This window comes from Stappia indica (assembly GCF_009789575.1).
GTDB classification, from domain to species: Bacteria; Pseudomonadota; Alphaproteobacteria; order Rhizobiales; family Stappiaceae; genus Stappia; species Stappia indica_A.
In genome coordinates this window covers 4212714-4235333 of the sequence record NZ_CP046908.1, presented here as the reverse complement: position 1 = coordinate 4235333, position 22620 = coordinate 4212714, and the positions used below count along the sequence as shown (strand labels likewise).

At 68.9% G+C, this 22620-nt stretch carries 20 protein-coding genes and 1 riboswitch; of the genes, 5 read left to right on the top strand and 15 right to left on the bottom strand.

Features of this window, described 5'->3' with window-relative positions; translation table 11 throughout:
- Positions 1-6: 6 nt before the first annotated feature.
- From GH266_RS19675 to GH266_RS19655, 5 genes are read right to left on the bottom strand one after another with little or no spacing between them, the layout of a single operon-like run.
- Positions 7-1035: a DUF6925 family protein gene (locus GH266_RS19675; protein ID WP_158195341.1), complete on the bottom strand. Its 1029-nt coding sequence runs from the start codon at positions 1033-1035 to the stop codon at positions 7-9.
- Entirely contained in the window at positions 1032-1820 is a 789-nt protein-coding gene (locus tag GH266_RS19670) for an ABC transporter ATP-binding protein (RefSeq protein WP_199270385.1), read from the bottom strand. The genes GH266_RS19675 and GH266_RS19670 overlap by 4 nt, the downstream gene beginning before the upstream one ends.
- Positions 1817-2815, bottom strand: a complete 999-nt coding sequence (locus GH266_RS19665; RefSeq protein ID WP_158195340.1) for a FecCD family ABC transporter permease — start codon at positions 2813-2815, stop codon at positions 1817-1819. The genes GH266_RS19670 and GH266_RS19665 overlap by 4 nt, the downstream gene beginning before the upstream one ends.
- Entirely contained in the window at positions 2812-3714 is a 903-nt protein-coding gene (locus GH266_RS19660) for an ABC transporter substrate-binding protein (protein ID WP_158195339.1), read from the bottom strand. The genes GH266_RS19665 and GH266_RS19660 overlap by 4 nt, the downstream gene beginning before the upstream one ends.
- The gene (locus tag GH266_RS19655) at positions 3689-5596 is read right to left on the bottom strand and encodes a TonB-dependent receptor plug domain-containing protein (protein WP_158195338.1); all 1908 of its coding nucleotides are present in this window, start codon (positions 5594-5596) and stop codon (positions 3689-3691) included. Before GH266_RS19655 ends, GH266_RS19660 begins: the two co-directional genes overlap by 26 nt.
- Before the next feature lie 255 nt (positions 5597-5851).
- Positions 5852-6067: riboswitch (cobalamin riboswitch) on the bottom strand.
- 425 nt (positions 6068-6492) lie between these two features.
- Here GH266_RS19655 and rnk point away from each other — a divergent pair.
- From rnk to GH266_RS19635, 4 genes are all read left to right on the top strand, one after another.
- Positions 6493-6924, top strand: a complete 432-nt coding sequence (gene rnk, locus GH266_RS19650; protein ID WP_158195337.1) for a nucleoside diphosphate kinase regulator — start codon at positions 6493-6495, stop codon at positions 6922-6924.
- A 169-nt stretch (positions 6925-7093) separates the two neighbouring features.
- Positions 7094-7660 (top strand): GreA/GreB family elongation factor, encoded by a 567-nt coding sequence (locus GH266_RS19645; protein ID WP_158195336.1) that lies wholly within the window; start codon positions 7094-7096, stop codon positions 7658-7660.
- A 40-nt stretch (positions 7661-7700) separates the two neighbouring features.
- Positions 7701-8444: a sulfite exporter TauE/SafE family protein gene (locus GH266_RS19640; RefSeq protein ID WP_158195335.1), complete on the top strand. Its 744-nt coding sequence runs from the start codon at positions 7701-7703 to the stop codon at positions 8442-8444.
- 28 nt (positions 8445-8472) lie between these two features.
- Complete coding sequence (locus tag GH266_RS19635) at positions 8473-9720, top strand: D-amino acid dehydrogenase (RefSeq protein WP_158195334.1); 1248 nt, start codon at positions 8473-8475, stop codon at positions 9718-9720.
- Between the two features lie 79 nt (positions 9721-9799).
- Here GH266_RS19635 and GH266_RS19630 read toward each other — a convergent pair whose 3' ends face one another.
- The 9 genes from GH266_RS19630 to GH266_RS19590 form a co-directional block, all read right to left on the bottom strand.
- On the bottom strand, positions 9800-11266 hold the full coding sequence (locus GH266_RS19630) for an NAD-dependent succinate-semialdehyde dehydrogenase (RefSeq protein ID WP_158195333.1): 1467 nt from the start codon (positions 11264-11266) through the stop codon (positions 9800-9802).
- A gap of 60 nt (positions 11267-11326) precedes the next feature.
- A complete protein-coding gene (locus GH266_RS19625) occupies positions 11327-12061 on the bottom strand; it encodes an ABC transporter ATP-binding protein (RefSeq protein WP_158195332.1) in 735 nt (244 codons plus the stop codon).
- On the bottom strand, positions 12061-12801 hold the full coding sequence (locus tag GH266_RS19620) for an ABC transporter ATP-binding protein (protein WP_158195331.1): 741 nt from the start codon (positions 12799-12801) through the stop codon (positions 12061-12063). Before GH266_RS19620 ends, GH266_RS19625 begins: the two co-directional genes overlap by 1 nt.
- Positions 12798-13787, bottom strand: coding sequence for a branched-chain amino acid ABC transporter permease (locus GH266_RS19615; RefSeq protein WP_158195330.1), 990 nt, complete (start codon positions 13785-13787; stop codon positions 12798-12800). Before GH266_RS19615 ends, GH266_RS19620 begins: the two co-directional genes overlap by 4 nt.
- Positions 13784-14674 carry a branched-chain amino acid ABC transporter permease gene (locus GH266_RS19610; RefSeq protein WP_199270384.1) on the bottom strand — a complete coding sequence of 297 codons (891 nt, stop codon included), beginning with the start codon at positions 14672-14674 and terminating at the stop codon, positions 13784-13786. The genes GH266_RS19615 and GH266_RS19610 overlap by 4 nt, the downstream gene beginning before the upstream one ends.
- Before the next feature lie 83 nt (positions 14675-14757).
- Positions 14758-15987, bottom strand: a complete 1230-nt coding sequence (locus GH266_RS19605; RefSeq protein WP_199270383.1) for an ABC transporter substrate-binding protein — start codon at positions 15985-15987, stop codon at positions 14758-14760.
- Between the two features lie 54 nt (positions 15988-16041).
- On the bottom strand, positions 16042-16452 hold the full coding sequence (locus tag GH266_RS19600; RefSeq protein ID WP_244953722.1) for a carboxymuconolactone decarboxylase family protein: 411 nt from the start codon (positions 16450-16452) through the stop codon (positions 16042-16044).
- Between the two features lie 19 nt (positions 16453-16471).
- Positions 16472-17728 (bottom strand): alpha/beta fold hydrolase, encoded by a 1257-nt coding sequence (locus tag GH266_RS19595; RefSeq protein ID WP_199270382.1) that lies wholly within the window; start codon positions 17726-17728, stop codon positions 16472-16474.
- Positions 17721-18620 (bottom strand): NAD(P)-dependent oxidoreductase, encoded by a 900-nt coding sequence (locus tag GH266_RS19590; protein WP_158195328.1) that lies wholly within the window; start codon positions 18618-18620, stop codon positions 17721-17723. Before GH266_RS19590 ends, GH266_RS19595 begins: the two co-directional genes overlap by 8 nt.
- 1818 nt (positions 18621-20438) lie before the next feature.
- Between GH266_RS19590 and GH266_RS19585 the strand changes: the two genes are divergently transcribed.
- The gene (locus GH266_RS19585; RefSeq protein WP_158194981.1) at positions 20439-21410 is read left to right on the top strand and encodes an IS110 family RNA-guided transposase; all 972 of its coding nucleotides are present in this window, start codon (positions 20439-20441) and stop codon (positions 21408-21410) included.
- Positions 21411-21910: 500 nt separating this feature from the next.
- On the opposite strand, the gene GH266_RS19580 is transcribed toward GH266_RS19585, so the two are convergent.
- Complete coding sequence (locus GH266_RS19580; protein ID WP_199270381.1) at positions 21911-22528, bottom strand: GntR family transcriptional regulator; 618 nt, start codon at positions 22526-22528, stop codon at positions 21911-21913.
- Positions 22529-22620: the final 92 nt, after the last annotated feature.

Here is a 22620-nt window from a genome sequence, read left to right as displayed (position 1 = left end):
CAGGCTTCAGTGGCCCGGCCGCTCCTCGTCCGCCTCGCCGGGCTCCTCCAGCCGGTCGAAGCGCTGGCGCAGCCGCTCGATGCGGCTGGCAAGGTTCGGCCGGCCGACCGCCTCCGCCTGCCGGCCGAGCTGGCGCAGCGCGATGCGCAGGCCCGTGCGGGTCAGCCGGCTGTCCGGCTCGGCCAGCGCGTCCTCCATCCCCTCTTCCAGCGCGTCGAGCACCCTGTCCTTGATCGCCACATAGTCCGGCAGGCCATACCGGCGCAGCAGCTCCTGGAACGCCTCGTGGCGGGCGGCGTCGAAGGCGATGTCCTCGCCCCGCGACCCCGCCACCGCGCTTGCCGGATGCAGCATGGCGCAGGGCACCAGCCCCGGCGGGATCGGCGTGTTGGCCGAGTGCGTGCGGCCGGAGCGCAGGAGCTTGGGCAGCACATGGGTATGCGGCCCGTCGGGCGAGACGCCGCCCGTGTCCGGCCCGCCGATCATCTGGTAGACCTCGACCCGCCCCAGCTTCGAGCGGGCGATGCGGTGCGGATGCGCCCGCAGGATCGCCGCCATCGCCGGGTTCTGCGGATCCATCACCGAGCGGCCGGCAGTCTCCCGCAGGATCGCCAGCAGCTCCGGATCATTGGTGCGGATGCAGAACTCGACCTGCGGCTGGGCCAGCCCCATGTCGAAGAGCACCGCCTCCCGGTCTTCCTCGCGCAAGGCGTCCGCATCCGGCCCCAGCTCGCTCAGCACCGCCCTTTGCGTTACCGCGGCCTGCTCCTCGGGCAGGCAGAGCGCCAGCCCCTGGCCCCAGCGGTTCGCACGCGGGCTCAGCGTCTCGAAGGCCACCGCCCTCGCCTCGCCCAGCGCCGACATGTCGAGGCGAATGCCGCCCTTGCCGGTCACCCGGTACAGCTCCTGCGGCCGGTCGACCAGCAGTTCGTCGTCGGCGCGCTGGTGAAACTCGGCAATGGCGCCGAAGGAGCCGATGCTCCAGCCGGCATCGCGGTCGGCCAGCCGTTCCGCGAGAATATCGATGAGGCTCAACGTGGTCTCTCCCTGGCAATCAGATCGCTGGGGACGACGGACGCCCGCCCCCCGATGTCGATATGTTCGGCGCGGATGCCGTAGACGCCGGCAAGACGCTCGGCATCCAGCACCTCGCCCGGCGTCCCGTCGGCAACGAGCCGCCCGCCGTCCAGCAGCAGCAGCCGGTCGCACCACCGGCTCGCCAGCGTCAGGTCGTGCAGCGACACGAAGACCGGGCGCCCTTCCGCCACCAGCCCGGCCAGCACCTGCATCAGGGCGATCTGGTGCGCCGGGTCGAGACCGTTCACCGGCTCGTCGGCGATGCAGGCATGCGGGGCCTGCGCCAGCATCCGGGCGATCAGCACCCGCGCCTGCTCGCCGCCCGACAGCGTGTCGAAGGGCCGGCGGGCAAAGCCGATGACGTCCATTCGCTCCATCGCCTCGCGGGCCTGGCGCAGGTCTTCGGCCGAGGCTGCGGCAAAGCCGCCGCGATGCGGCAGGCGCCCGAGCAGCACCACCTCGATACAGTCCATCGGCCAGTGGACCGTCCGCTCCTGCGGCATGTAGGCGATCAGCCGGGCGCGTTCACTTGCCGGCATCGCGGCCAGCTCGCAGCCCCCCCAGCGGATGCTGCCCGCGTGGGGCTGCAATCCGGTCATCGCCCGCATCAGGGTCGACTTGCCCGCCCCGTTCGGGCCGATCACGCCGACAAGCTGCGGCCGCTCGCAGGAAAACGAGACCCCCCGCAGGGTTTCGCGCGCGCCCCGGCGCACGGCGACGCTCTCGCAGTCGAGACGGATCATGCCGTCCTCCTGCGCAGGCTGATCAGCAGCCAGAGGAAGAACGGCGCGCCGAGAATGGCGGTGACGACGCCGAGCTTCAGGTCCCGGTCCGGCATCACCACCCGCACGGCGATATCGGCAGCCAGCAGGAAGGCCGCCCCGCCCAGCGCGCTGGCCGGCAGCAGGCGCGAGGGCCGGTGGCCGACGAGCGGGCGCAGCAGATGCGGCACGATCAGCCCGACGAAGCCGATGGCGCCGCTCACCGCCGTCGCCCCGCCGACGCCGATAGCGGTTCCCACCACCGCCAGCACGCGGGTGCGGTCGAGGTTGACGCCGAGGCTGCGGGCGACATCGGGCCCCAGCGCCAGCGCGTCGAGCGCTCGTCCCGTCAGCGCCAGCATCGCGCCGCCGACCAGGATGAAGGGCAGCGCCAGCCCGACATGGACGAGGCTGCGGTCGGTCAGCGAGCCGAGCATCCAGAAGACGATTTCCAGCGCCGCAAAGGGGCTCGGCGCCAGGTTCAGCGCCAGCGAGGTCAGCGCCCCGGCGAGCGAGGACAGGGCGACACCGGCGAGGATGATGACCAGAATATCGCCGGAGCGCCCCACCAGCATCTGCACCAGCATCACCGCGATCAGCGCCCCGGCCAGCGCGCAGAGCGGCAGCGCATAAGGGTGCAGCGCCGTCAGCCCGGCATAAATGGCGATCACCGCGCCGAGCGAGGCACTCGCGGAAATGCCGAGCAGGCCCGGCTCGGCCAGCGGATTGCGCAGGAAGCCCTGCAGCACCGCCCCCGACAGGCCGAGGATCGCGCCGATGGCCGCCCCCAGCAGCGTGCGCGGCAGGCGGATCTCGGCGAGGATCAGCGCCTCTGCGCTTTGCGTGTCGCGAAACGCCGCGGCGAGCGTCAGCGGATCGATCCACACCTGGCCGATCCCGAGCGAGGCGAGGAACAGCAGCACGACCAGCAGGCCAAGGCCGGCCAGCAGCAACGGATAGCGCCGGTCCGCGGTCATTGCACCCTCTCCCGGGGCAGCGACGCTTGGCCGCCGATCTCCGCCCGCAGCTTTGCCACCGCCTCCAGCGTCAGCGGCGTGCCGCAGATCCAGGCGCGGCTGTCGGCGGAAACCCGCCGCTCGCCGCCGAAGCGCGCATCCAGCACCGGATGGCGCAGGATTTCCGCTGCGCGCGAAGGATCGCCGAGCGAGCGCTCCCACAGCAGCACATAGTCCGGGTCGGCCAGCACCAATGCCTCCAGCGGCAACCGCGTCGTCCCGGTGATCTCCAGTTCCTCGCCGAGATGGCGCAGGCCCGCCGCGCCGACGATCTCGTTTTCCAGCGTGCCGCCGCCGGTGGTGTAGCTGTTGGCGCCGAAGGAGCCGAGCACCGGAGCATCTTCGTCCGGCGGTGCGGCGGCAAGGGCGCCCGCCTCCGCATCGAAGGCGGCGATCAGCCGCGCGGCCTGTGCCTTGCGGCCGAGAAGATCGCCCATCCGTCGGACATTTTCGCGAATGTCGGCAAAACTGTTCGCCGGAGCAAACTCCTCCACCCGGCGCCCCAGGCGCCGCAGCAGGTTGACCGTCGCCCGCCGCGTATAGGTCCCGGCAATCACCAGGTCGGGGTCGAGGCGCAGGATCTCCTCCGCCAGCCCGTGATTGAGGGCGAGCCCGGCCGTCTGCCCGCTCATCAGGGAGACATCGGGCCTCGCCGCCAGATAGGACACCGAGACCAGCTGGCCGGGCGCTGCCACCAGCATGGCGATCTGGTCGGTGCACAGGTTCATCGAGACGACGCGCCGGGGCGCATCGCCTGCCGCCAGAGCGGCAGGGGCCGGAAACGACAGCGCCAGCAGGGCGGCGAGGACACCCCTCGCCGCCGCCCGCTTCGCGTCAGAAGCTTGCCTTGATGCCCGCATAGGCGGTCAATCCTTGTGAGTTGTAGCTGTAGACTTCCTGGTACTGCTGATCGAGCAGGTTCTCGACCCGGCCGTAGAGCGTGAAATTGTCGGAGACCTTGTAGTCGGCACCGACATTGACGAGGAAATACTCGGACAGCGTCACCCGGGTCTGCGGCGTTGCGCTGATGAACTCGCTGTCCTTCATCCGGCCGTTGAAGATCGTGTCGAGGAAGAGGTTGCCGCGCCCGTCATGGAAGGCATAGGTCAGGCTGAGCGAGGCCGAGTGCTTGGGCCTTCGCACCTCCTGCAGGCCTGTGGGCTCGGTCGCATCGAGATAGGTGTAGGTGCCCTTGGCGTAGAGGTCGGCCAGCAGCTCGACGCCAAGCGACACCTCGATGCCCTGGCGCCGGCTGATGCCCGCCATGTTGGCCGGCGAGGAGCCGACGCCCGGCACCCACGGCGTCCAGATCTCGTCTTCCAGCCGCTCGTTGAAATAGGTCACGTCGGCGACCGCCCGCCCGTCCCAGAACCGTTGCTCGATGCCGATGTCCCAGGCGAAGTTCTTCTCCGGCTGCAGGTTCGGGTTGCCGGTGAAGGTCGCCGGGATGAAGCCGAACTGCTCGGAAAAGGTCGGGTTGGTGACGCCGGTGCCGACGGAGGCGTGGAACCGCGTGCCGGTCTCGTGCAGCTGATAGGCGGCGCTGGCGCTGTAGGTCAGCGTGTCCTTGAACTGGTCGTTGCGGTCGTAGCGCAGGCCCGCACTGAAGAACAGGGCGTCGAGGAACTCGCCGCGATACTCGGCGACATAGCTGGTCAGGTCGCGCTGCTTGCCGGGGATCTGCGAGGGATCGAAGGCGGGAAACGCGTTCTTGTAGTGCTCGCGCTCCCATTCGATGGCACCCGTCAGGCTGTGCTCGGCATCGAGGAAGTCCGGCGTCGCCGCCGTCACCGTCGCCTGATAGCTCAGGTGCAGCCGGCGGTCGTCATTGCCGTTCATGCTGCCGCCGTTGAGGCCGCGGCGCTCCAGGCCGGTGTATTCGGCGCGCGCCTTCTGCACCAGGCGGTCGTCGAACAGCGACCAGGACAGGCCGACGCCGGTGTAGAACTCCTTCGTCGCGTTGTGGCCGGGCGTGTCGATGACGAGGCCTTCGGTCGGCGTCGGCGGCCAGGCGGAGTCCTGGTCGTCCGTGTCCGACTTGCGGTCGACATAGCGGGCGCTGAGGTCGAGGCTCAGGGCGTCGGTGATGTCCCAGTTGAAGCGGCCGTTCAGCGTGGCGTTGCGGTCGCCGTCCTTTTCCGAGCCGAACTGCGAGATGTTGAAACCTTCGTTCTGGCGCCAGGCGCCGGAGACCGCGATGTCGTATCTCTCGCCGCCGCCGCGCACGCCCACATGCCCGGCCACCGTCTTGTCGGTGCCCAGCTCGGTCCGGCCGGTGATTTCCAGGTCGTTGCGGATGCCGCCCTTGGTGGTGATGGCGATCACGCCGGAGCTGGCATTGGAGCCGTAGATGGCGCTTTGCGGGCCGCGCAGCACCTCGATCCGGTCGATATCGGCGACCTGCAGCCCGCCGAAGTCGAACTCGCCGCTGGAGGTCGCCGCCACCTCGACGCCGTCGATCAGCACCAGCACATGGTTGGCTTCCGAGCCGCGGATGCGGATCTGCGTCATGCCGCCATTGCCGCCGGTGCGAGACACGGCAAGGCCCGGCACCTTGCGCAGCGCATCGGCGACATAGCGCGTCTGCGTCGTCTCCAGCTCCTCACCGGTGATCACCGTATGCGCCCGGCCCACGGCCTCGGCGGCGACCGGCGTGCGCCCGGCCGACACGACGATCCGGCGAAGCTGCGTCGGTTCCTCTTCAAAGCCCTGGGCACGGGCATCGCCCGGCGCCGCACCCACGACAGCTCCCATTCCGGCCCCAACCACGGCAGCCAACGGCCCGGCGCGCAAGGCGCCACGCAAAATCGAACTCATCCAGACACACCCCTGACGTGCGCCGAAACGCCCCTCGGCGCTCCGTCGCGATACGGCACGAGCCGGCGAACGCGGGCGCGCCCCCCCGCGCGAAGACGCAAGGAAGCGGCCTGCGGGCGCAGGCGGTTTTCGGGTGTCACCTCAACGGAAAGCCGCGCCTCGACACACCCCGTATCGAAGGTCGGGTGACCGACAGGGGCAGGTCTCCTGGCTCACGGGTCATCGCGGACATTCACCTTCCCAACCCTGCCTTTGCCGGCAGGATCAGTGGCCTTCGAACGTCCACTCTCCGTTCACAGTTGCGGGGGCAGCCACGGTTTCGGTCCCTGTTGGGTACGCCTCACCGTGTTCCCTTTTCATCCGGACATGTCCGGAACCTCTGTCGCCTCGAATGAGAGCGGTTTCGCGCGCCAGAGTCAATCTCCTGTCAATGTCCTGAATGCAGGTGCAGCCGGACGCTGCGTTAGATGACTTCCCGGCGCGGCGGGGCGCGAGGCGCGCTCGCCTGAGCAGGCGAATCCACCCCTTGTCCGGCATCCCGCAAAGCCACGACTTGACTTTCTCCCCGCAAGCACCGACCTTCGGGGGATGTACACGACCGCTCCGCGCCTGCTTTCCATTTTCAGGGTGTGCCCCATCGCGGGACACTGACCCCCGGCTAGGTCGCGTCGCGCCCCGGCCGCGGGGCACAGGCCGGCTCGTCCCCTCACGGGCAGACAGCAGGCCACACAGGCGGCGAACAACTTCCCACAACAGATCATGACCGCTCGACGCGCGCTCTCGTGCGTCGGCGGCCTTACAACATTGCAAGGATGCCGAGAATGGCTCCAGCCACCCAGAAGAAGCGCAAGCCCGCCATCACCGTGACCCGCTCGGACCACGAGCGGCTGTCCGGGCTTGCCGACTCCATTTCCACCCGCAATCCCGCTGTCGCGGATCAGCTGGCGAGCGAGCTCGACCGCGCCCGCGTCGTCGACGACCGGCGCATTTCCGCCGATGTCGTGCGCATGGGATCGCGGCTGCGTTTCACCACCGATGCCGGCGAGGACCGCACCGTGACGCTGGTCTTCCCGGGCGATGCCAATATCGCCGAGGGCAAGATCTCCGTCCTCACCCCGATCGGCGCCGCCTTGATCGGCCTGTCCGCCGGCCAGTCCATCGACTGGACCTCGCTGGACGGGCGCACCCACCGGCTGACCGTGGAGAGCGTCGAGCTCCCCGTCCCGGCCGGGGCCGAGGCCCGGCCGGCATGACTGCCGCCACCGCACCGACCACCGAGCCGAAGCCGCGCGACCGGCTGGCGATTTTCGGAGGGTGTCTCATCGCAGGATCCTAACCCCTGTGCCGCGACTGAACGCGGCCAGGGGAACTCCGATCCGTTTCACCTTTGCCGCTCCGCGGACGGAGCGCTGGAGACCTGCGATGTCCATCGACACCTGCATCCTGACCACCAAGGACTTCACCATTCTCGAGGTGATGCGCGACCGCCGCCGCGGCCGCGAGGACCCTCTCGTGCCGATCCTCAAGCGCAAGATCGAGGCGGCCACCATCGTCTTCCGCGAGGACGTGCCGGAGACGGTCGCCACCTTGAGCAGCCGCGTCACCTATGCCGTCGACGGCCGCACGCCCGACACGCGGGTGATCTCGCACGACCACCTGTCCATGCCGATGGGCATGTTCCTGCCGATCACCACCCGGCGGGGGCTGGCCCTGCTCGGCCTGTCGGAGGGCGAGGAATTCGTTCTGACGGACGCCTCCGGCCGCCAGGAGCGGATCGTGCTGCAGAAGGTGCACTACCAGCCGGAAGCGGCCCGCCGCAGCGGCGGCAATGGCGGCAGCGAGGCCGGCGAGACGGCAGCGCAGGCGATGCCGGAGCCGGCGCGCCGCCGTCCCGTGCTGAAACTGGTGCATGGCGCCCTGGCAGGCGCAGACCGCCATCGCGCCGGCGGATATAACGGGCCGGAAGAGCCCGGCCCCTCGGCTGCCTGAGGGAAATCCGCGCAAGGGACAAGAGAGAGGACACCCACCCATGCTCGACTACATGGTGCTGGCGGCGGCCGCGTTCGCCGCCGGCATGCTCAACACGATCGCGGGAGGCGGCACGTTCCTGACCTTCCCCGCGCTCGTCTTTACCGGCGTGCCGGTGGTCGCGGCCAATGCGACCAGCGCGGTCGCCGTGCTTCCCGGCTATCTCGGCGGCGTCGCCGGCTTTCGCAAGGAGATCGCCGCCCTCGACCGGGCGCTTCTTGCCAAGGTCGTTATCGCCACCGCGGTCGGCGGCTTCATCGGCTCGCTGCTGCTGCTGGTCTCCTCCAACGAGGCCTTCTCGGCCGTCGTCCCCTTCCTGCTGCTGCTTGCAACGCTCGCCTTCGCCTTCGGCGACCGGCTGCAGGGCTGGGCGCGCCGCCGCCGGCTTGCGCCCGGCGGGCCTGTTGGCACGATCCTCGTGTCGATCTATGGCGGTTATTTCAACGGCGGCCTCGGCATCGTGCTGCTGGCGCTGTTCTCGCTGTGGGGCATGCGCGATCTCAACGCCATGAACGGGCTCAAGACCGCCCTCTCCTTCGTCCTTTCCGCCATTTCGGTCGCGACCTTCGCCGCGGCCGGTCTCGTCAGCTGGCCGCAGGCCGTGCTGATGATGGTCGCCGCCACCATCGGCGGCTATGCCGGCGCGCCGGTGGCCAAGGCCCTGCCGCGACAGGCAGTGCGGGCCATCGTCATCACGGTCGGCACGGTGATGAGTATCGTCTTCTTCTGGCGCCTCTTCTCCTGAGGGTGCCGCAACATCGGGCAGTCAAGTCATGAAGGTTCTGGTTCTCGGCGGCGGCGTCATCGGAGTGGCGACCGCCTGGTATCTCGCCCGCGCCGGCCACGAGGTCGAGGTGATCGAGCGCCGCGAGGCGGCAGGCATGGAAACGAGCTTCGCCAATGCCGGCCAGGTCTCGCCCGGCTATTCCGCCCCCTGGGCCGGTCCCGGCGTGCCGCTCAAGGCGCTCGGCTGGCTGACCATGCGGCACGGCCCGCTGGTGGTGCGGCCGAAAGCCGATCCCGCCATGTGGGGCTGGATGCTGAAGATGCTGCGCAACTGCACCTCGGCGCGCTATGCGGTGAACAAGGCGCGCATGGTGCCGATCGCCGAATACAGCCGCGACCTTTTGCGCGCGCTTCGCGAGGAGACCGGCATCGCCTATGACGGGCGCAGCCTCGGCACGCTGCAGCTGTTCCGCTCGGCAAGCCAGCTCGACGGCGTCGCCAAGGATGTCGACGTGCTGCGCCAGTTCGGCGTCCCCTGCGAGGTGCTCGACCGCGAGGGCTGCATCGCCGCAGAACCCGCGCTCGCCCACGCCAAGGCCGATTTCGCCGGCGGCCTGCGCCTGCCGGACGACGAGACCGGCGACTGCCAGATGTTCACCACCCGCCTTGCCGAGATGGCAGCAAGCCTCGGCGTGCGCTTTTCCTTCGGCACGCAGTTCATCGGCTTTTCGCGCGAAGGCAACGAGATCTCCGAGGTCCTGACCTCGAAAGGCACCCGCAAGGCCGATGCCTATGTGCTGGCGCTGGCCGCCCATTCGCCGGCTGCCCTGCGCCCGCTGGGGATCAAGCTGCCGATCTATCCGGTGAAGGGCTATTCGCTCACCATCCCGATCCGCGACGCGGCGCGGGCGCCGGTCTCCACCGTCATGGACGAGACCTACAAGACCGCGATCACCCGTCTCGGCTCGCGCATCCGCGTCGGCGGCACGGCGGAGCTCGGCGGCTTCGACACGGCGCTGCGCCCGGCGCGGCGGGCAGCGCTGGAACATTCCTTCGGCGATCTGTTCGGCGGCAGCGCCGACCCGGCGGAGGCGAGCTTCTGGTGCGGCCACCGGCCGATGACGCCGGACGGCCCGCCCTATGTCGGCCCCTCCGGCATTGGCCGGCTGTTCCTCAACACCGGCCACGGTACGCTCGGCTGGACCATGGCCTGCGGCTCGGGCCGGGTGATCGCCGATCTGGTCGACGGCCGCGCGCCGGAGATCGACATCGCCGCCCTGTCGCTCTCGCGCTGAGCGTCAGCCCGGCGGACATGAAAAAGGCGGCCCGACATCTGCCGGGCCGCCCTTCCTGTTGCTTGCGTGCGCTTCGGCCTCAGCCGATGCCGCCGATGCACAGATACTTCAGCTCCAGATAGTCCTCGACGCCGTGGCGCGAGCCCTCGCGGCCGAGGCCCGACTGCTTGATGCCGCCGAAGGGCGCGACCTCGGTCGAGATCAGGCCGGTGTTGATGCCGACCATGCCGCTTTCCAGCGCCTCGGCCACCCGCCAGACCCGGGCGAGATCCTTGCTGTAGAAGTAGGAGGCAAGGCCGAACTCGGTGTCGTTGGCCATGGCCACCGCCTCCGCCTCGTCCTCGAAGCGGAACAGCGGGGCGACGGGACCGAAGGTCTCCTCGCGCGCCACCGCCATGTCGCTGGTCACGTCGGCGAGCACCGTCGGGCGGTAGAACGTGCCGCCGAGCTCGGCGCGCGCGCCGCCCTCCAGCACCCGCGCGCCCTTGGCCAGCGCGTCGGACACGTGTTCCTCGACCTTCTTCAGCGCCGCTTCGCTGATCAGGGGACCGACGGTCACCCCCTCCTCGAAGCCGTTGCCGATCTTCATGCCGCGCACCTTCTCCGCCAGCTTCGCGGCGAAGGCGTCGTAGATGCCGGACTGGACGTAGATGCGGTTTGCGCAGACGCAGGTCTGCCCGCCGTTGCGGTACTTGGCGATCAGCGCGCCCTCGACCGCCGCATCGACATCGGCGTCGTCGAAGACGATGAAGGGCGCGTTGCCGCCGAGCTCCAGCGACATCTTCTTGATCGTGTCGGCGCACTGCTTCATCAGGATCCGCCCGACGCGGGTGGAGCCGGTGAAGGTGATCTTGGCGACCTTCGGATTGGCGCAGAGCTCCTGGCCGACACCGGCCGAATCCGACGAGGGCAGCACGTTGAAGATGCCGGCGGGCACCCCGGCGCGCTCGGCCAGCACCGCCATGGCGATGGCGGAGAGCGGCGTCAGCTCGGCCGGGCGGGCGACGAAGGAACAGCCGACGGCCAGCGCCGGCGCCACCTTGCGGGCGATCATCGCATTGGGGAAGTTCCACGGCGTGATCGAGCCGACGACGCCGACCGGCTGGCGGATGACGACGATGCGCTTGTCGGCCTGGTGGCCGGGGATCGTCTCGCCGTAGATGCGCTTGGCCTCCTCGGCGAACCACTCGATGAACGAGGCGCCGTAGAGGATCTCGCCGCGCGCTTCGGCGAAGGGCTTGCCCATCTCGGCGGTGAGGATGGTGGCAAGATCGTCGGCATTCTCGACCATCAGGTCGAACCAGCGGCGCAGCACCGCCGCGCGCTCCTTGCCGGTCTTGGCGGCCCAGGCGGGCTGTGCCGCATGGGCCGCATCCACCGCGCCGGCGACGTCGGACGGACCGAGATCCGTCACGTTTGCCACCAGCTCGCCGGTCGCCGGGTTGTAGACCGGGAAGGTCTTGTCGCCGTCGATCCAGCGTCCGTTCACATAGGCCTGCGTCTTCAGCAGGCCGGGGTCCTTCAGGGCGAGGGGATTCTCAGCCATGCGGGGTCGTCCTTTCTTCGTATCCGTGCGGGGGCAAGGCCCGCATCGGGCCTTGCGCCGTCAGATGCCCAGATAGGCCTTGCGAATGCGGTCGTCGTGCAGCAGCTCGCGCGCCGAGCCCTCGATCTCGATGGAGCCCGAGGACATCACATAGGCGCGTTCCGCGCTGTGCAGGGCCAGCGAGACGTTCTGCTCGACGAGCAGCACCGTAACGCCGGAGCGGTGAATGTCGAGGAAGCGCTGATGCATTTCCTCCACGACCAGCGGCGCAAGGCCGAGGCTCGGCTCGTCGAGGATGAGCAGCTTGGGCTCCAGCATCATGCCGCGGCCGACCGCCACCATCTGCTGCTCGCCGCCGGACATGGAGCCGGCATATTGCGCCCGCCGCTCCTTCAGCCGCGGAAACAGCTCGAACACCCGCTCCAGCGCCTGCTGCGTCGCCGCCTGGTCGGCACGCGCATAGGCTCCCATGCGGAGATTGTCCTCGACCGTCATCTCCGGGAACACATGGCGCCCCTCCGGGACATGGGCAATGCCCAGCCCGGCGATCTCGTGCGCCTTCAGCTTGGTCAGGTCCTTGCCGTCGAAGGCGATGCGGCCCTTGCACTGCGGCAGAAGGCCCGAGATCGCGCGCAAAAGCGTGCTCTTGCCGGCGGTGTTGGCGCCGATCACGGCAACGAACTCGTGGCGCACCACATGCAGCGAGATGCCGTGCAGGACCGGCTGGGCGCCGTAGCCGGCGGTCAGCTCGCCGATGTCCAGCAGGACGTCCTTGTCTTTGGCTGAGGCCGGCATCAGTGGCCCTCCCCTTGCGTCGAGAAATTGGCGCCGAGATAGGCGTCCAGCACCTTGCGGTTGCCGGCGATCTCCTCCGGCGTGCCGTCGGCGATCATCTCGCCGAAGTTCAGCACGATCAGCCGCTCGCACAGCTTCATCACCGCCTTCATGTGGTGCTCGACGACGATGAAGGTCATGCCCTCGTCGCGCAGGGAGCGCACGAGCTCGATGACCTCCTCCATCTCCGCCGGCGTCAGCGCCGCCATCACCTCGTCCAGCAGCAGGAGCTTGGGCGAGGTGCACAGGGCACGGGCCACCTCGACGCGGGCACGCTCGGGGAAGGACAGGTCGCCCGCCTTCTTGCCGGCGATGGCACCGATGCCGACCCGCTCCAGGCACTCGGCCGCAAAGCGGCGCGCATCCGTCAGGCTGCGGTTGACCAGCCCGCCGGTCACGACATTGTCGAGCACGGAGGTTTCGCCGAACAGCGCGACGTTCTGGAACGTCTTGGTCAGCCCGGCCTTGGCGATCTGGTGCGGCTTCATCCCGCCGATGCTCTTGCCGTCGAAGATCACCTCGCCCGCGCTCGGCGGATAGATGCCCACCAGCACGTTGAACAGCGTCGTCTTGCCCGCGCCGTTGGGGCCGATCAGGCCGATGATCTCGCCCGGCGAGACGGTGAAGGTGACGTCGGAATTGGCCACCAGGCCGCCGAAGCGCCGGGTGACGTTCCGCACTTCCAGAAGATGGCCGCTCATGCGCGCTGCCTCCCCTTGAGCCGGTCGCGCAGGGACTCGAACAGCGAGATCAGGCCGCGCGGGTTGAGCAGGATCACCACGATCAGCAGCACGCCGTAGGCGAATTGCGACAGGCCGGCGATGGAGTTGCCGAGATAGGAGTTGGCCATCTCTTCCAGCGGGATGATCACCGCCGCCCCGACCCAGGGACCGTAGAGCCGGCCGGCTCCGCCCAGGATCACGATCAGCGCCATCTTCACCGAGATCGTCGCCACGCCGAAGATCGTGTCGGGATCGAAGAAGAACTGGAACTGGGCGTAGAGCGTGCCGAGCATCGCGGTCAGCACCGCCGACAGGATCGAGGCATGCAGCTTCACCCGGTAGGTGTTGACGCCGATCACCTCGGCCGCCGTCTCGTTCTCCTTGATCGCGCGCAGCCGGTAGCCGAAGGCCGAGGTCTGGACCAGCCAGAACACCAGCGACACCAGGACCATCGCGCCGAGGAACAGGTAGTAGTTCGGCAGCACGGTCTGGAACTGCAGCGCCCAGAAGCCGGCATCGGGGCGGTAGGGCACCGAGATGCCGACCGGGCCGCCCGTCAGGCTGGTCCAGGAGTTGGCGACGACGCGGGCGACCTCGCCGGCGGCAAGCGTTGCCAGCGCGAAGTAGTGGCCCTTGAGCCTCAGCGTCGGCAGCGACAGCACCAGGGCGAAGATCGCCGCCAGGAACATGCCGACGAACACGCCGATCAGCGGCGAGACGCCGAGCGAGCCGAACAGGATCGTCGAGCTGTAGGCGCCGATGCCGAAATAGGCGGCATGGCCGAGCGAGATCTGGTTGGCGAGGCCGCCGACGATGTTCCAGGCCTGGCCCATCGCGCAGAACAGCAGCATCAGGCACAGGATGCGCAGCGTGTAGCCGAAGGGATCGAGCCCGAGAGGGGCAATGATCAGCGCCAGGACCACCAGCGCCGGGAGCGCGATGGAAAGCGTGTTGGAGCGGGTCATGAACGCCTCCGGGCGACGATGCCTTCCGGCCGGAGCGCCAGCACGAGGATGAACACCACGAACAGGGCGAGGTTCTGCAGCTGGATCGGCATGAACAGGGCGGAGAAGGACTGGATGACGCCGACGGCGATGCCGCCGATGATCGCCCCGGTCACCGAGCCGAGGCCGCCGAGCACCACCACCGTGAACAGCAGCACCGCATAGCCCGAGCCGACCGCCGGCGAGGCGGTGATGTAGGGCAGCACGACCGAGCCGCCGAAGGCGGTGGTGCCGACGCCGAGGCCGAAGGCGACCGAATACATCAGGTCCGTGTTGACGCCCATCAGCTTGGCCGCCATCGGGTCCTGCGAGGTCGCGCGCATGGCCGCGCCGAAGCGGGTCTTGTTGAGGAACAGCCACACCGCGCTGCCCGACAGCAGGGCCATCAGGAAGGCGTAGAGCTTGTCCATGCCCACCAGCAAGCGCTCGCTGCCGTAGGAGAACAGCGTCAGCGACTGGGTCTGGTACGGCGTCGTCACCGAGCGGTATTCCGCGCCCATGATCATCAGCGCGGCGTTTTCCAGCGCGAAGAGCATGCCGACGGTCAGGAAGATCTGCGCGACCTGCGGCGCGCCGAGCACCGGGCGGATCAGCACGCGCTGCAGCACCATGCCGAAGCAGAAGGTCACCGCCAGCGCGATGAAGGCGCCGAGCATCGGGTCGAGGCCGAAGAAGTGCCAGCATGCCCAGCCGATGAACATGCCGATCATCATGAATTCCGCATGGGCGAAGTTGACGATGTGCATGACGCCGAAGACGAGGCTGAGGCCGATCGCCAGCACCGCGTAGACGCCGCCGATCATGATCCCGTCGAGCAGGGTCTGAAGCAGGATGATGAGGTATTCCATTGTCCCCTCACAAGGTTCGCCGGGAGGGCGATGAAGCCCTCCCGGCAGCCTGGCAGCCCCTCAGCGGGGGCGTGATGTCGGGATCAGAGGCTGTGCCAGACGGCCTCGGCCTTGGCGTAGTCCGCCGGGGCGACGGTCACCAGCTCGTCGCCGCGCCACTGCACCATCATCGGCACCGCGTGGATGTTGAGGCCGGTCTCGTCGAACTTGATCTTGCCGCCCGACATGACGGTGGCCCAACCCTCGTCGAAGGTCTCGGCGGCGATGACGTCGCGCAGCTGGCGCGGGTCGGCGTTGCCGGCCTTCTCCAGCGCCGAGGCGAGGACGCCCATGCAGGCCGCGTGCTCCTGCGCCTCGTGCACCATGAAGTAGCCGAAACGCTCGCGGAACCGCTCGGTGAACTCCGGTGCCTGGTCGTAGGCCGCCGGCGAGATCGACAGCACGTCGTCGGCCAGTTCCCCGAGACCGTTGCGGAAGTCCGGGATGATGTAGCCGGCCGCGCCGCCGATGGTCGGCAGGTTGATGCCCTGCTGGCGCATGTTGCGGATGATCAGCAGGCTGTCGTTCAGGTAGGAGACCGGGAACACGGCCTGGGCCTCGGTGCGGCGCAGCTGGTTGATCAGCGGCGACACGTCGGTGATGCCCAGCGGATAGGCCTCGTCCATCACCACCTCGATGCCGTTGGCCTCCGCCGCGGCGCGCAGGCCGCCGGCCTGCGAGGTGCCGTAGGCGGTGTCCTCGTACATGATGGCGATCTTGGTGATCTCGTCGCCGGCCTTGCGGGCCAGATCCAGCGTGTGGGTGATCGTCGCCGAGCCCAGCTGCGAGGCCTTGGAGACCACCTGGAAGATGTTGCGGAAGCCGCGGCCCGTCACCTGGTCCGAGAAGGACATGGTGAGCAGCGGCACGCCGCGGCGCTCGGTCACCTCGGAGATCGCCAGCGTCAGCGACGAGGCGAAGGCGCCCAGCACCGCGCACACGCCGTCCTGCGACATCATGCGCTGCGCCACGGTTGCGGCCTGCGTCGGGTTGGACGTCGCGTCGGAGATGATCAGGTTGATCTTCGCCCCGCCCATCGACTTGATGCCGCCGGCGGCATTGATCTCGTCGGCGACCAGCTGGATGCCGTTGCGCGAGTTGATGCCGAACTGGGCATTGGCGCCCGACAGCGGCTGGATCACGCCGACATTGATCGTGTCGGCGGCAAAGCCGCGGCGCGCGTAGAACGGCATGGTCAGCGCCGTTGCGGCACCGGCCGCCAGCATCTGGCGACGCGACAGGCTGAACGCGGACTTGGACGTGTCTTTGGTCATGTTGAGTTCCTCCCAGGGGTGTTTGCCCGGATATCGCTCCGGGCGCTGCGCAGTTCAGATGCCCATTTCGTCGAAGACTTCCTGGGCCGTGCGGAAGCTGTCGATGCCCGCCGGAACGCCGCAATAGATGGCGACCTGCAGCATGATCTCGCGGATCTCTTCCTTGGTGAGACCGTTGTTGATCGCGCCGCGCACATGCAGGCGCAGCTCGTGGCTGCGGCCGAGCGCCGAGATCATGCCGAGGTTGAGGATCGAGCGCTCGCGGCGGCCGAGGCCCTCGCGGTTCCACACATCGCCCCAGCAGTATTCGGTGACGAGCTGCTGCATCGGCCAGTTGTAGTCGGTCGCCTTGTTGACGGAGGCGTTCACGTAGTCGTCGCCCAGCACCTCGCGGCGGGTCTTGAGGCCGGCCTCGAAGCGCTCGCCGGCCGGCGTGCCGTCGGGGCGCATGGTCTTGGTGGTCATCGTTGCTTCCTTCAGTTGCTCACGAGTGAGAGGGGGCGCCGGGTCCGGCGGCGAGAAGCGCCAGCGCCTGATCCAGGTAGCCGGCGAAAAGGTCGGGATGTTCGGTCATCGGGAAATGGCCGAGATCGGGCATGACGATCTGGCGCGCGCCCGGCATCAGCGCGCAGAGCCGCGCACCGTCCTGTGGCGTTGCCGAGTAGTCGTAGGCGCCCGACAGCAGCACCACCGGCAGGCGGGCGGCATCGACCATCGGGGCGATCTCCTCGCCGTCGAATTCCAGCGAGTAGAAGCCGAGATCCGCCTGATAGACGCCCGGCGCCCCTTGCGAGTAGATCCAGGCGGCGCGGCGGCGATAGCCTTCCGGCGAGGTCGGTGCCATCAGCCCGCGCACGAAGGCGCCGTTGTGCAGGCCGGCATGGACGCCGACGTCGTTCTGGCCCCGGTTGATCCGCCCCTTGGAGCGGTAGGGCGGCTCGATCGGCAGCACGCCGCGCAGCAGCTCCGGCGCGCGGGCCGCGCAGACCAGCGTCACCGCCGCGCCCATCGAGCAGCCGGCAAGGATCGCCGGCCGGCCGACGACCTGCGCCAGATAGGCCCGCACCCAGTCGAGATAGCGCTCCGCCGTCAGGGTGTAAGGCGCGCCGTCCCAGCCAAGCGGCGGCATCGAGCGCCCGTGGAACGGCATGTCCGGCGCGTGCAGCTCGTAGGCATCGCCCAAGGCGCTGTCGGCCATCTGCGCCTCGAACTGGCGCGCATCCGCCCCCGCCGTATGCAAAAAGACCAGCGGCACCGCGCCCTTGCGCCCGGCAATGTCGGTGTGGATCTCGAGCGGCCCTTCGGCGCAAGCGAGCACCACCCGGCGCCCGGCAATCCCGTCGGTGCGGCGGCTGCGCTCCGGCGCGGCGAGCTCGGGGGCGGCGAGCGCCATCTCGAACAGCCGTTCCAGCGCGGCGCGTGCCCTGGCAAGCCCCAGCGCATCGCCCGTCACCTCGACATCCGGATTGGCGATCTGCAGCGCCGTGAAGCCCTGGTGGCGCGGCGGCGGCGGCACCTGAAGCATCTTCTCCAGCACGCCCTCGCCCAGATGCATCTCGATATCGGCAGACGCGTCCGCGCCCGCCGGCTCCACCCTGCCCGCCTCGATCCGCAGCACGGCGCGCGCACCGCCCGCACGGATCGCCAGCGCCACGGCGAGGCCCGGCGACAGTCGCGTCAGCTCCGGATCGCCGGAGGCGGCCTGCAGCCGGCCGACAAGGGTGGCGAGCAGGTCAGCCAAGGCGCGAGCCGCCGTCGACATAGCGGTAGATCTCGGTGTGGTCGGCGCCGGCCGGCAGCTCGTCCGTTGCCGCGTTCCACTCCTGCGAGGTGCGCGAAAGCAGCTTCATGTCGAGGCCGAGATCGCCGGCAAGCCCCGCCGCGATGCCGATATCCTTGGACATCAGCGCCAGATCGAAGCCGGAGTTGAAGGCGCCCGACAGGATGAACTTCTTGACCTTGTTCTCGGTCGTGTTGTTCCGCCCCGTCGAGGCGTTGAGAATGTCGGTGATCACGCCCTCGTCGAGGCCGAATTCGCGGCCGACGATCAGCGCCTCCACGGCCGCCAGCGCACCGGCCGCCGAGACGTAGTTGTTCAGCACCTTGATCACATGGCCGGCGCCCAGCTTGCCGGCGAGGAAGATGCGGTCGCCCATCGCCTTCAGCACCGGCTCGGCGCGGGCCGCATCGCCCGCCTCGCCGCCGACCATGATCGCCAGCGTGCCGTCGATGGCCTTGCCGACGCCGCCGGAGACCGGCGCATCGACCAGCGCCAGGCCCCGCGCCTTCAGCTCCTCGGCGAGCTTCAGCGTGTCGGCGGGCACCGACGAGCTCATGTCGATCACCAGCGCGCCCGGCGCCGCGTCCGCCAGCGCGTTCTCCTCGCCAATGAGGCAGGAGGCGACGATGGCCGAGGTCGGCAGCATGGTGATGACGACATCCGCGCCGCTTGCCGCCGCGCGGGCGCTGTCCGCCGCTGCGCCGCCCTTGGCCGCGAAGGCATCGCAAGCCTCCTTCGCGCGGTCGTAGCCGGTGACCTGGTAGCCGGCCGAGACCAGGTTGACCGCCATCGGCAGCCCCATCCGCCCAAGGCCGATGAAGGCGATTTTTGTGGCGACCGGTTGCTCGACCATTTTCCGTAACTCCCTGGCTTTCAGCCTCTGCATAACTGACAGGTCGGCATTATCAGATTATCAGACAATCTGTCAATCAGTCGCGCAAGTGCCTGCGCTTGCAGGCAAACCTGCCGCGGCCAAGATCGCGATACGGGTGTGAAAATGCGCAAGAAGGGTGGTTGGGAGGGGACAGGCGGGAGGTCAGGAGGCGGTTGGGAGGCGCAGGTTGGGGGACGCCGGGTTGGGAGAAAGCTTGAACCTCAGCCCGAGACGGAGGCCCGGCCCCGCCTCCCCTCTGCCGTCCCCCGAGAAAGCGGCACGGTCCTGACATCCCCTCGGCCGTCACCCCGGGCAAGCGTAGCGCGACCCGGGGCCTATTCGTTCCCAGAGCGGCAGCAAGAACACGCCCGCGCAAACCCCGACCAAAGGATGTCATCCCGGTTTCGGCGAAGCCGAAGACCGGGATCCAGTACACTCGTACGATTGAAGTCGGGCCTCAGCCCTGCCGCCGAACCGCCGGTGGCGGCCAGCTTTGCGCCACCATCTGCCCCGGCGGATACTGGATACCTGCCTTCGCAGGTATGACAGCCGGGGGTGGGGTGGGCGCCTCCCGCCTCACTCCCGCTGAGGGCACCCCTGGTTCCCGGCTCTCCGGCTTCGCCTGCGGCCGGGATGACCTCCGAGAACGAGGCACGACCTCGCATCCCCTCTGCCGTCACCCCGGCCAAGCGTAGCGCGACCCGGGGCCTATTCGTTCCCAGAGCGGTGGTGAGGACGCACCGGCCGAGCAGCGAACTCCACTCTCCCCCCCTTGAGGGGGAGATGTCGGCGCAGCCGACGAAAGGGGGTGAGCAGCAGGGGGGAACAGTGGCTGCGGCGACACAGCGGCGCGCGCCTACACGCCGAATGTCATCCCGGTTCCGGCGAAGCCGGAGACCGGGAACCAGTAACCACAGGTGGCGCGGCCCAGGCTTCGGCACCGCCGCCGGACGGCCTCGGGTTGCTGCTTTCGCGACACCACTCGCCCCGGCGGATACTGGATACCTGCCTTCGCAGGTATGACAGCCGGGGGTGGGGTGGGCACCTCCCGCCTCACTCCCGCTGAGGGCACCCCTGGTTCCCGGCTCTCCGGCTTCGCCTGCGGCCGGGATGACCTCTGAGAACGAGGCACGACCCCGCATCCCCTCGGCCGTCACCCCGGGCAAGCGAAGCGCGACCCGGGGCCTATTCGTTCCCAGAGCGGTGGTGAGGACGCACCGGCCGAGCAGCGAACTCCACTCTCCCCCCCTTGAGGGGGAGATGTCGGCGAAAGCCGACAGAGGGGGGTGAGCAGCAGGGGGGAACAGTGGCTGCGGCGACACAGCGGCGCGCGCCTACACGCCGAATGTCATCCCGGTTCCGGCGAAGCCGGAGACCGGGAACCAGTAACCACAGGTGGCGCGGCCCAGGCTTCGGCACCGCCGCCGGACGGCCTCGGGTTGCTGCTTTCGCGACACCACTCGCCCCGGCGGATACTGGATACCTGCCTTCGCAGGTATGACAGCCGGGGGTGGGGTGGGCGCCTCCCGCCTCACTCCCGCTGAGGGCACCCCTGGTTCCCGGCTCTCCGGCTTCGCCTGCGGCCGGGATTGTTCGTCTGGAGAGATGGTAGAGTTTGGGTGGTCTCCCGGCCTGAACCGCCGGGAGACCAGTGGCAGGCGACCGGACCGTGATTGGGCTTTCGCCCGTCGTCATCATGGTCCCTGCCGCTTCCTTTTCCCGCTTGGAGAGTTGATTGGGCCTCTGGCTGACACCACGCCCGCGAACAATCCGAAGCACGATCAGGATACCACCGCCATGGCCTTTCTGGAACATGCCCCGTCCCACGTCGTCGGCATCGACGTGTCGAAGCTGACCCTTGCCGTCTGTCCGGCGCCGGGCACCGCCGCCTGCACCGTGGCCAGCACCGGGGCCAGCACCGTGGCCAACACGGCCCGGGCGATCCGCAAGCTGGTCGCCGGCCTGCCCTCCGGGACGCTCATCGTCTGCGAGCCGACCGGCGGCCACGAAGCCCTGCTGCTGGCAGAGCTCGCGGCCGCAGGCATCGCCTGCCACCGCGCCGACACCCTCAAGGCCAGGGCCTTCGCCCGTTCCTTCGGGCGACTGGCCAAGACCGATGCCATCGATGCCGCACTGCTGGCCGCCTATGGCCAGGAGCGGTGGCGCCACCTGCCGCTCCACCGCCCGGCCGATCGCACCCAGGCGCAACTCGCCGCGCTCGTCGCCCGCAGGCACGACCTCATGGCCATTCGCGGCGCCGAACTCAACCGCGCCAAGTCGCCCGGATGCACCCTGGTCGTCGCCTCCTGCAGGAGCCTCGTCAGAACGCTCGACCGCCAGATCGAGACCATCGACACGGCCATCGCAGGCCTTTGCGCGCAATGCACCCTGCTCGCAAGGCGTATCGCCCTCTACCGCTCGCTGCCGGGCGTGGGGCCAAGGACCGCCATCTCCCTGGCCGCCGCCATGCCCGAGCTCGGCACCATGACCGGAAAGCAGGCCGCATCCCTGGCGGGCCTTGCCCCACACCCCAACGACAGCGGAACCTTGAAGGGCTACCGCAAGACCCGCGGCGGACGCCCGCAGATCCGTTCCATCCTCTTCATGGCCGCCCTCAGCGCCGCACGCTGCAAAGGGCCGCTGCGACCCGTCTTCCAGAGGCTCATCGCAAACGGAAAGAAGCCCATCGTCGCCCTAACCGCGCTCATGAGAAAGATCGTCGTCATCCTCAACGCAAGAATGAGAGACCACCTCAACGATATGAGTTGATGACCTCCGAGAACGAGGCACGACCTCGCATCCCCTCGGCCGTCACCCCGGCCAAGCGTAGCGCGAGCCGGGGCCTATTGGTTGCCAGAGCTGCGGCGAGGACGCGCCGGCCGAGCAGCGAGCTCCACTCTCCCCCCTTGAGGGGGAGATGTCGGCGAAAGCCGACAGAGGGGGGTGAGCAGCAGGGGGGAACAGTGGCTGCGGCGACACAGCGGCGCGCGCCTACACGCCGAATGTCATCCCGGTTCCGGCGAAGCCGGAGACCGGGAACCAGTAACCACAGGTGGCGCGGCCCAGGCTTCGGCACCGCCGCCGGACGGCCTCGGGTTGCTGCTTTCGCGACACCACTCGCCCCGGCGGATACTGGATACCTGCCTTCGCAGGTATGACAGCCGGGGGTGGGGTGGGCGCCTCCCGCCTCACTCCCGCTGAGGGCACCCCTGGTTCCCGGCTCTCCGGCTTCGCCTGCGGCCGGAATGACGCCAAGGAGAGGCCTTCCCTCAGGCGACTTCCGCGTCGCTCAGCAGCTGCAGGGCGATCTTGCTGCTTTCCTCCACGTGGGTGATGCTGGCGCGGCGCGCCCACTCGGCATCGCGGGCGCAGATCGCCTTGGTGATGTCGCGGATTTCCTCGACGCTTTTCGGCAGCCGGTGCGGCTGGGTCATCGTCGTTGCGCGCAGCATCGAGACCCGGTTGTGCAGCGAGGTCAGCATGTCCTCGACATAGATGTTCCGCGCGCCCGCGATCAGGCAGCGATAGAACTCCGCCTTGCGCGCGACCAGCTGCTCGGTCGGCGCGTGCCCCTCGGCGGCCGCCGCGAAGGCCTCGCAGGCCGCATGCAGCCGCCGGTGCTCCTCGTCGGTGCCCTTGGCGGCGAATTCGGCGCCGCAAAACCCTTCCAGCAGCGCACGCAGCTGGTAGAGCTGCTGGGCCTCCTCGAAGGAGACCTTGGTGACGATGGGACCGCGATGCGGCTCGGTGCGGATCAGGCCTTCTGCTTCCAGCTGCCGCAGTGCCTCTCGCACCGATGTGCGGCCGACGTCGAGCGTCTCGCAGAGTTCGCGTTCGATGAGACGGTCGCCCGGCTTGAAATGACCGGTGGCGATCAGCTCGCGCATCTTCTCTTCTACCAGATGCCGAATCGTCGCGCGCTGTTTCGAGATTCTCAGTCTCGCCTGTTCCATCGATTCCACTTTCTTCCGTCCGGCCT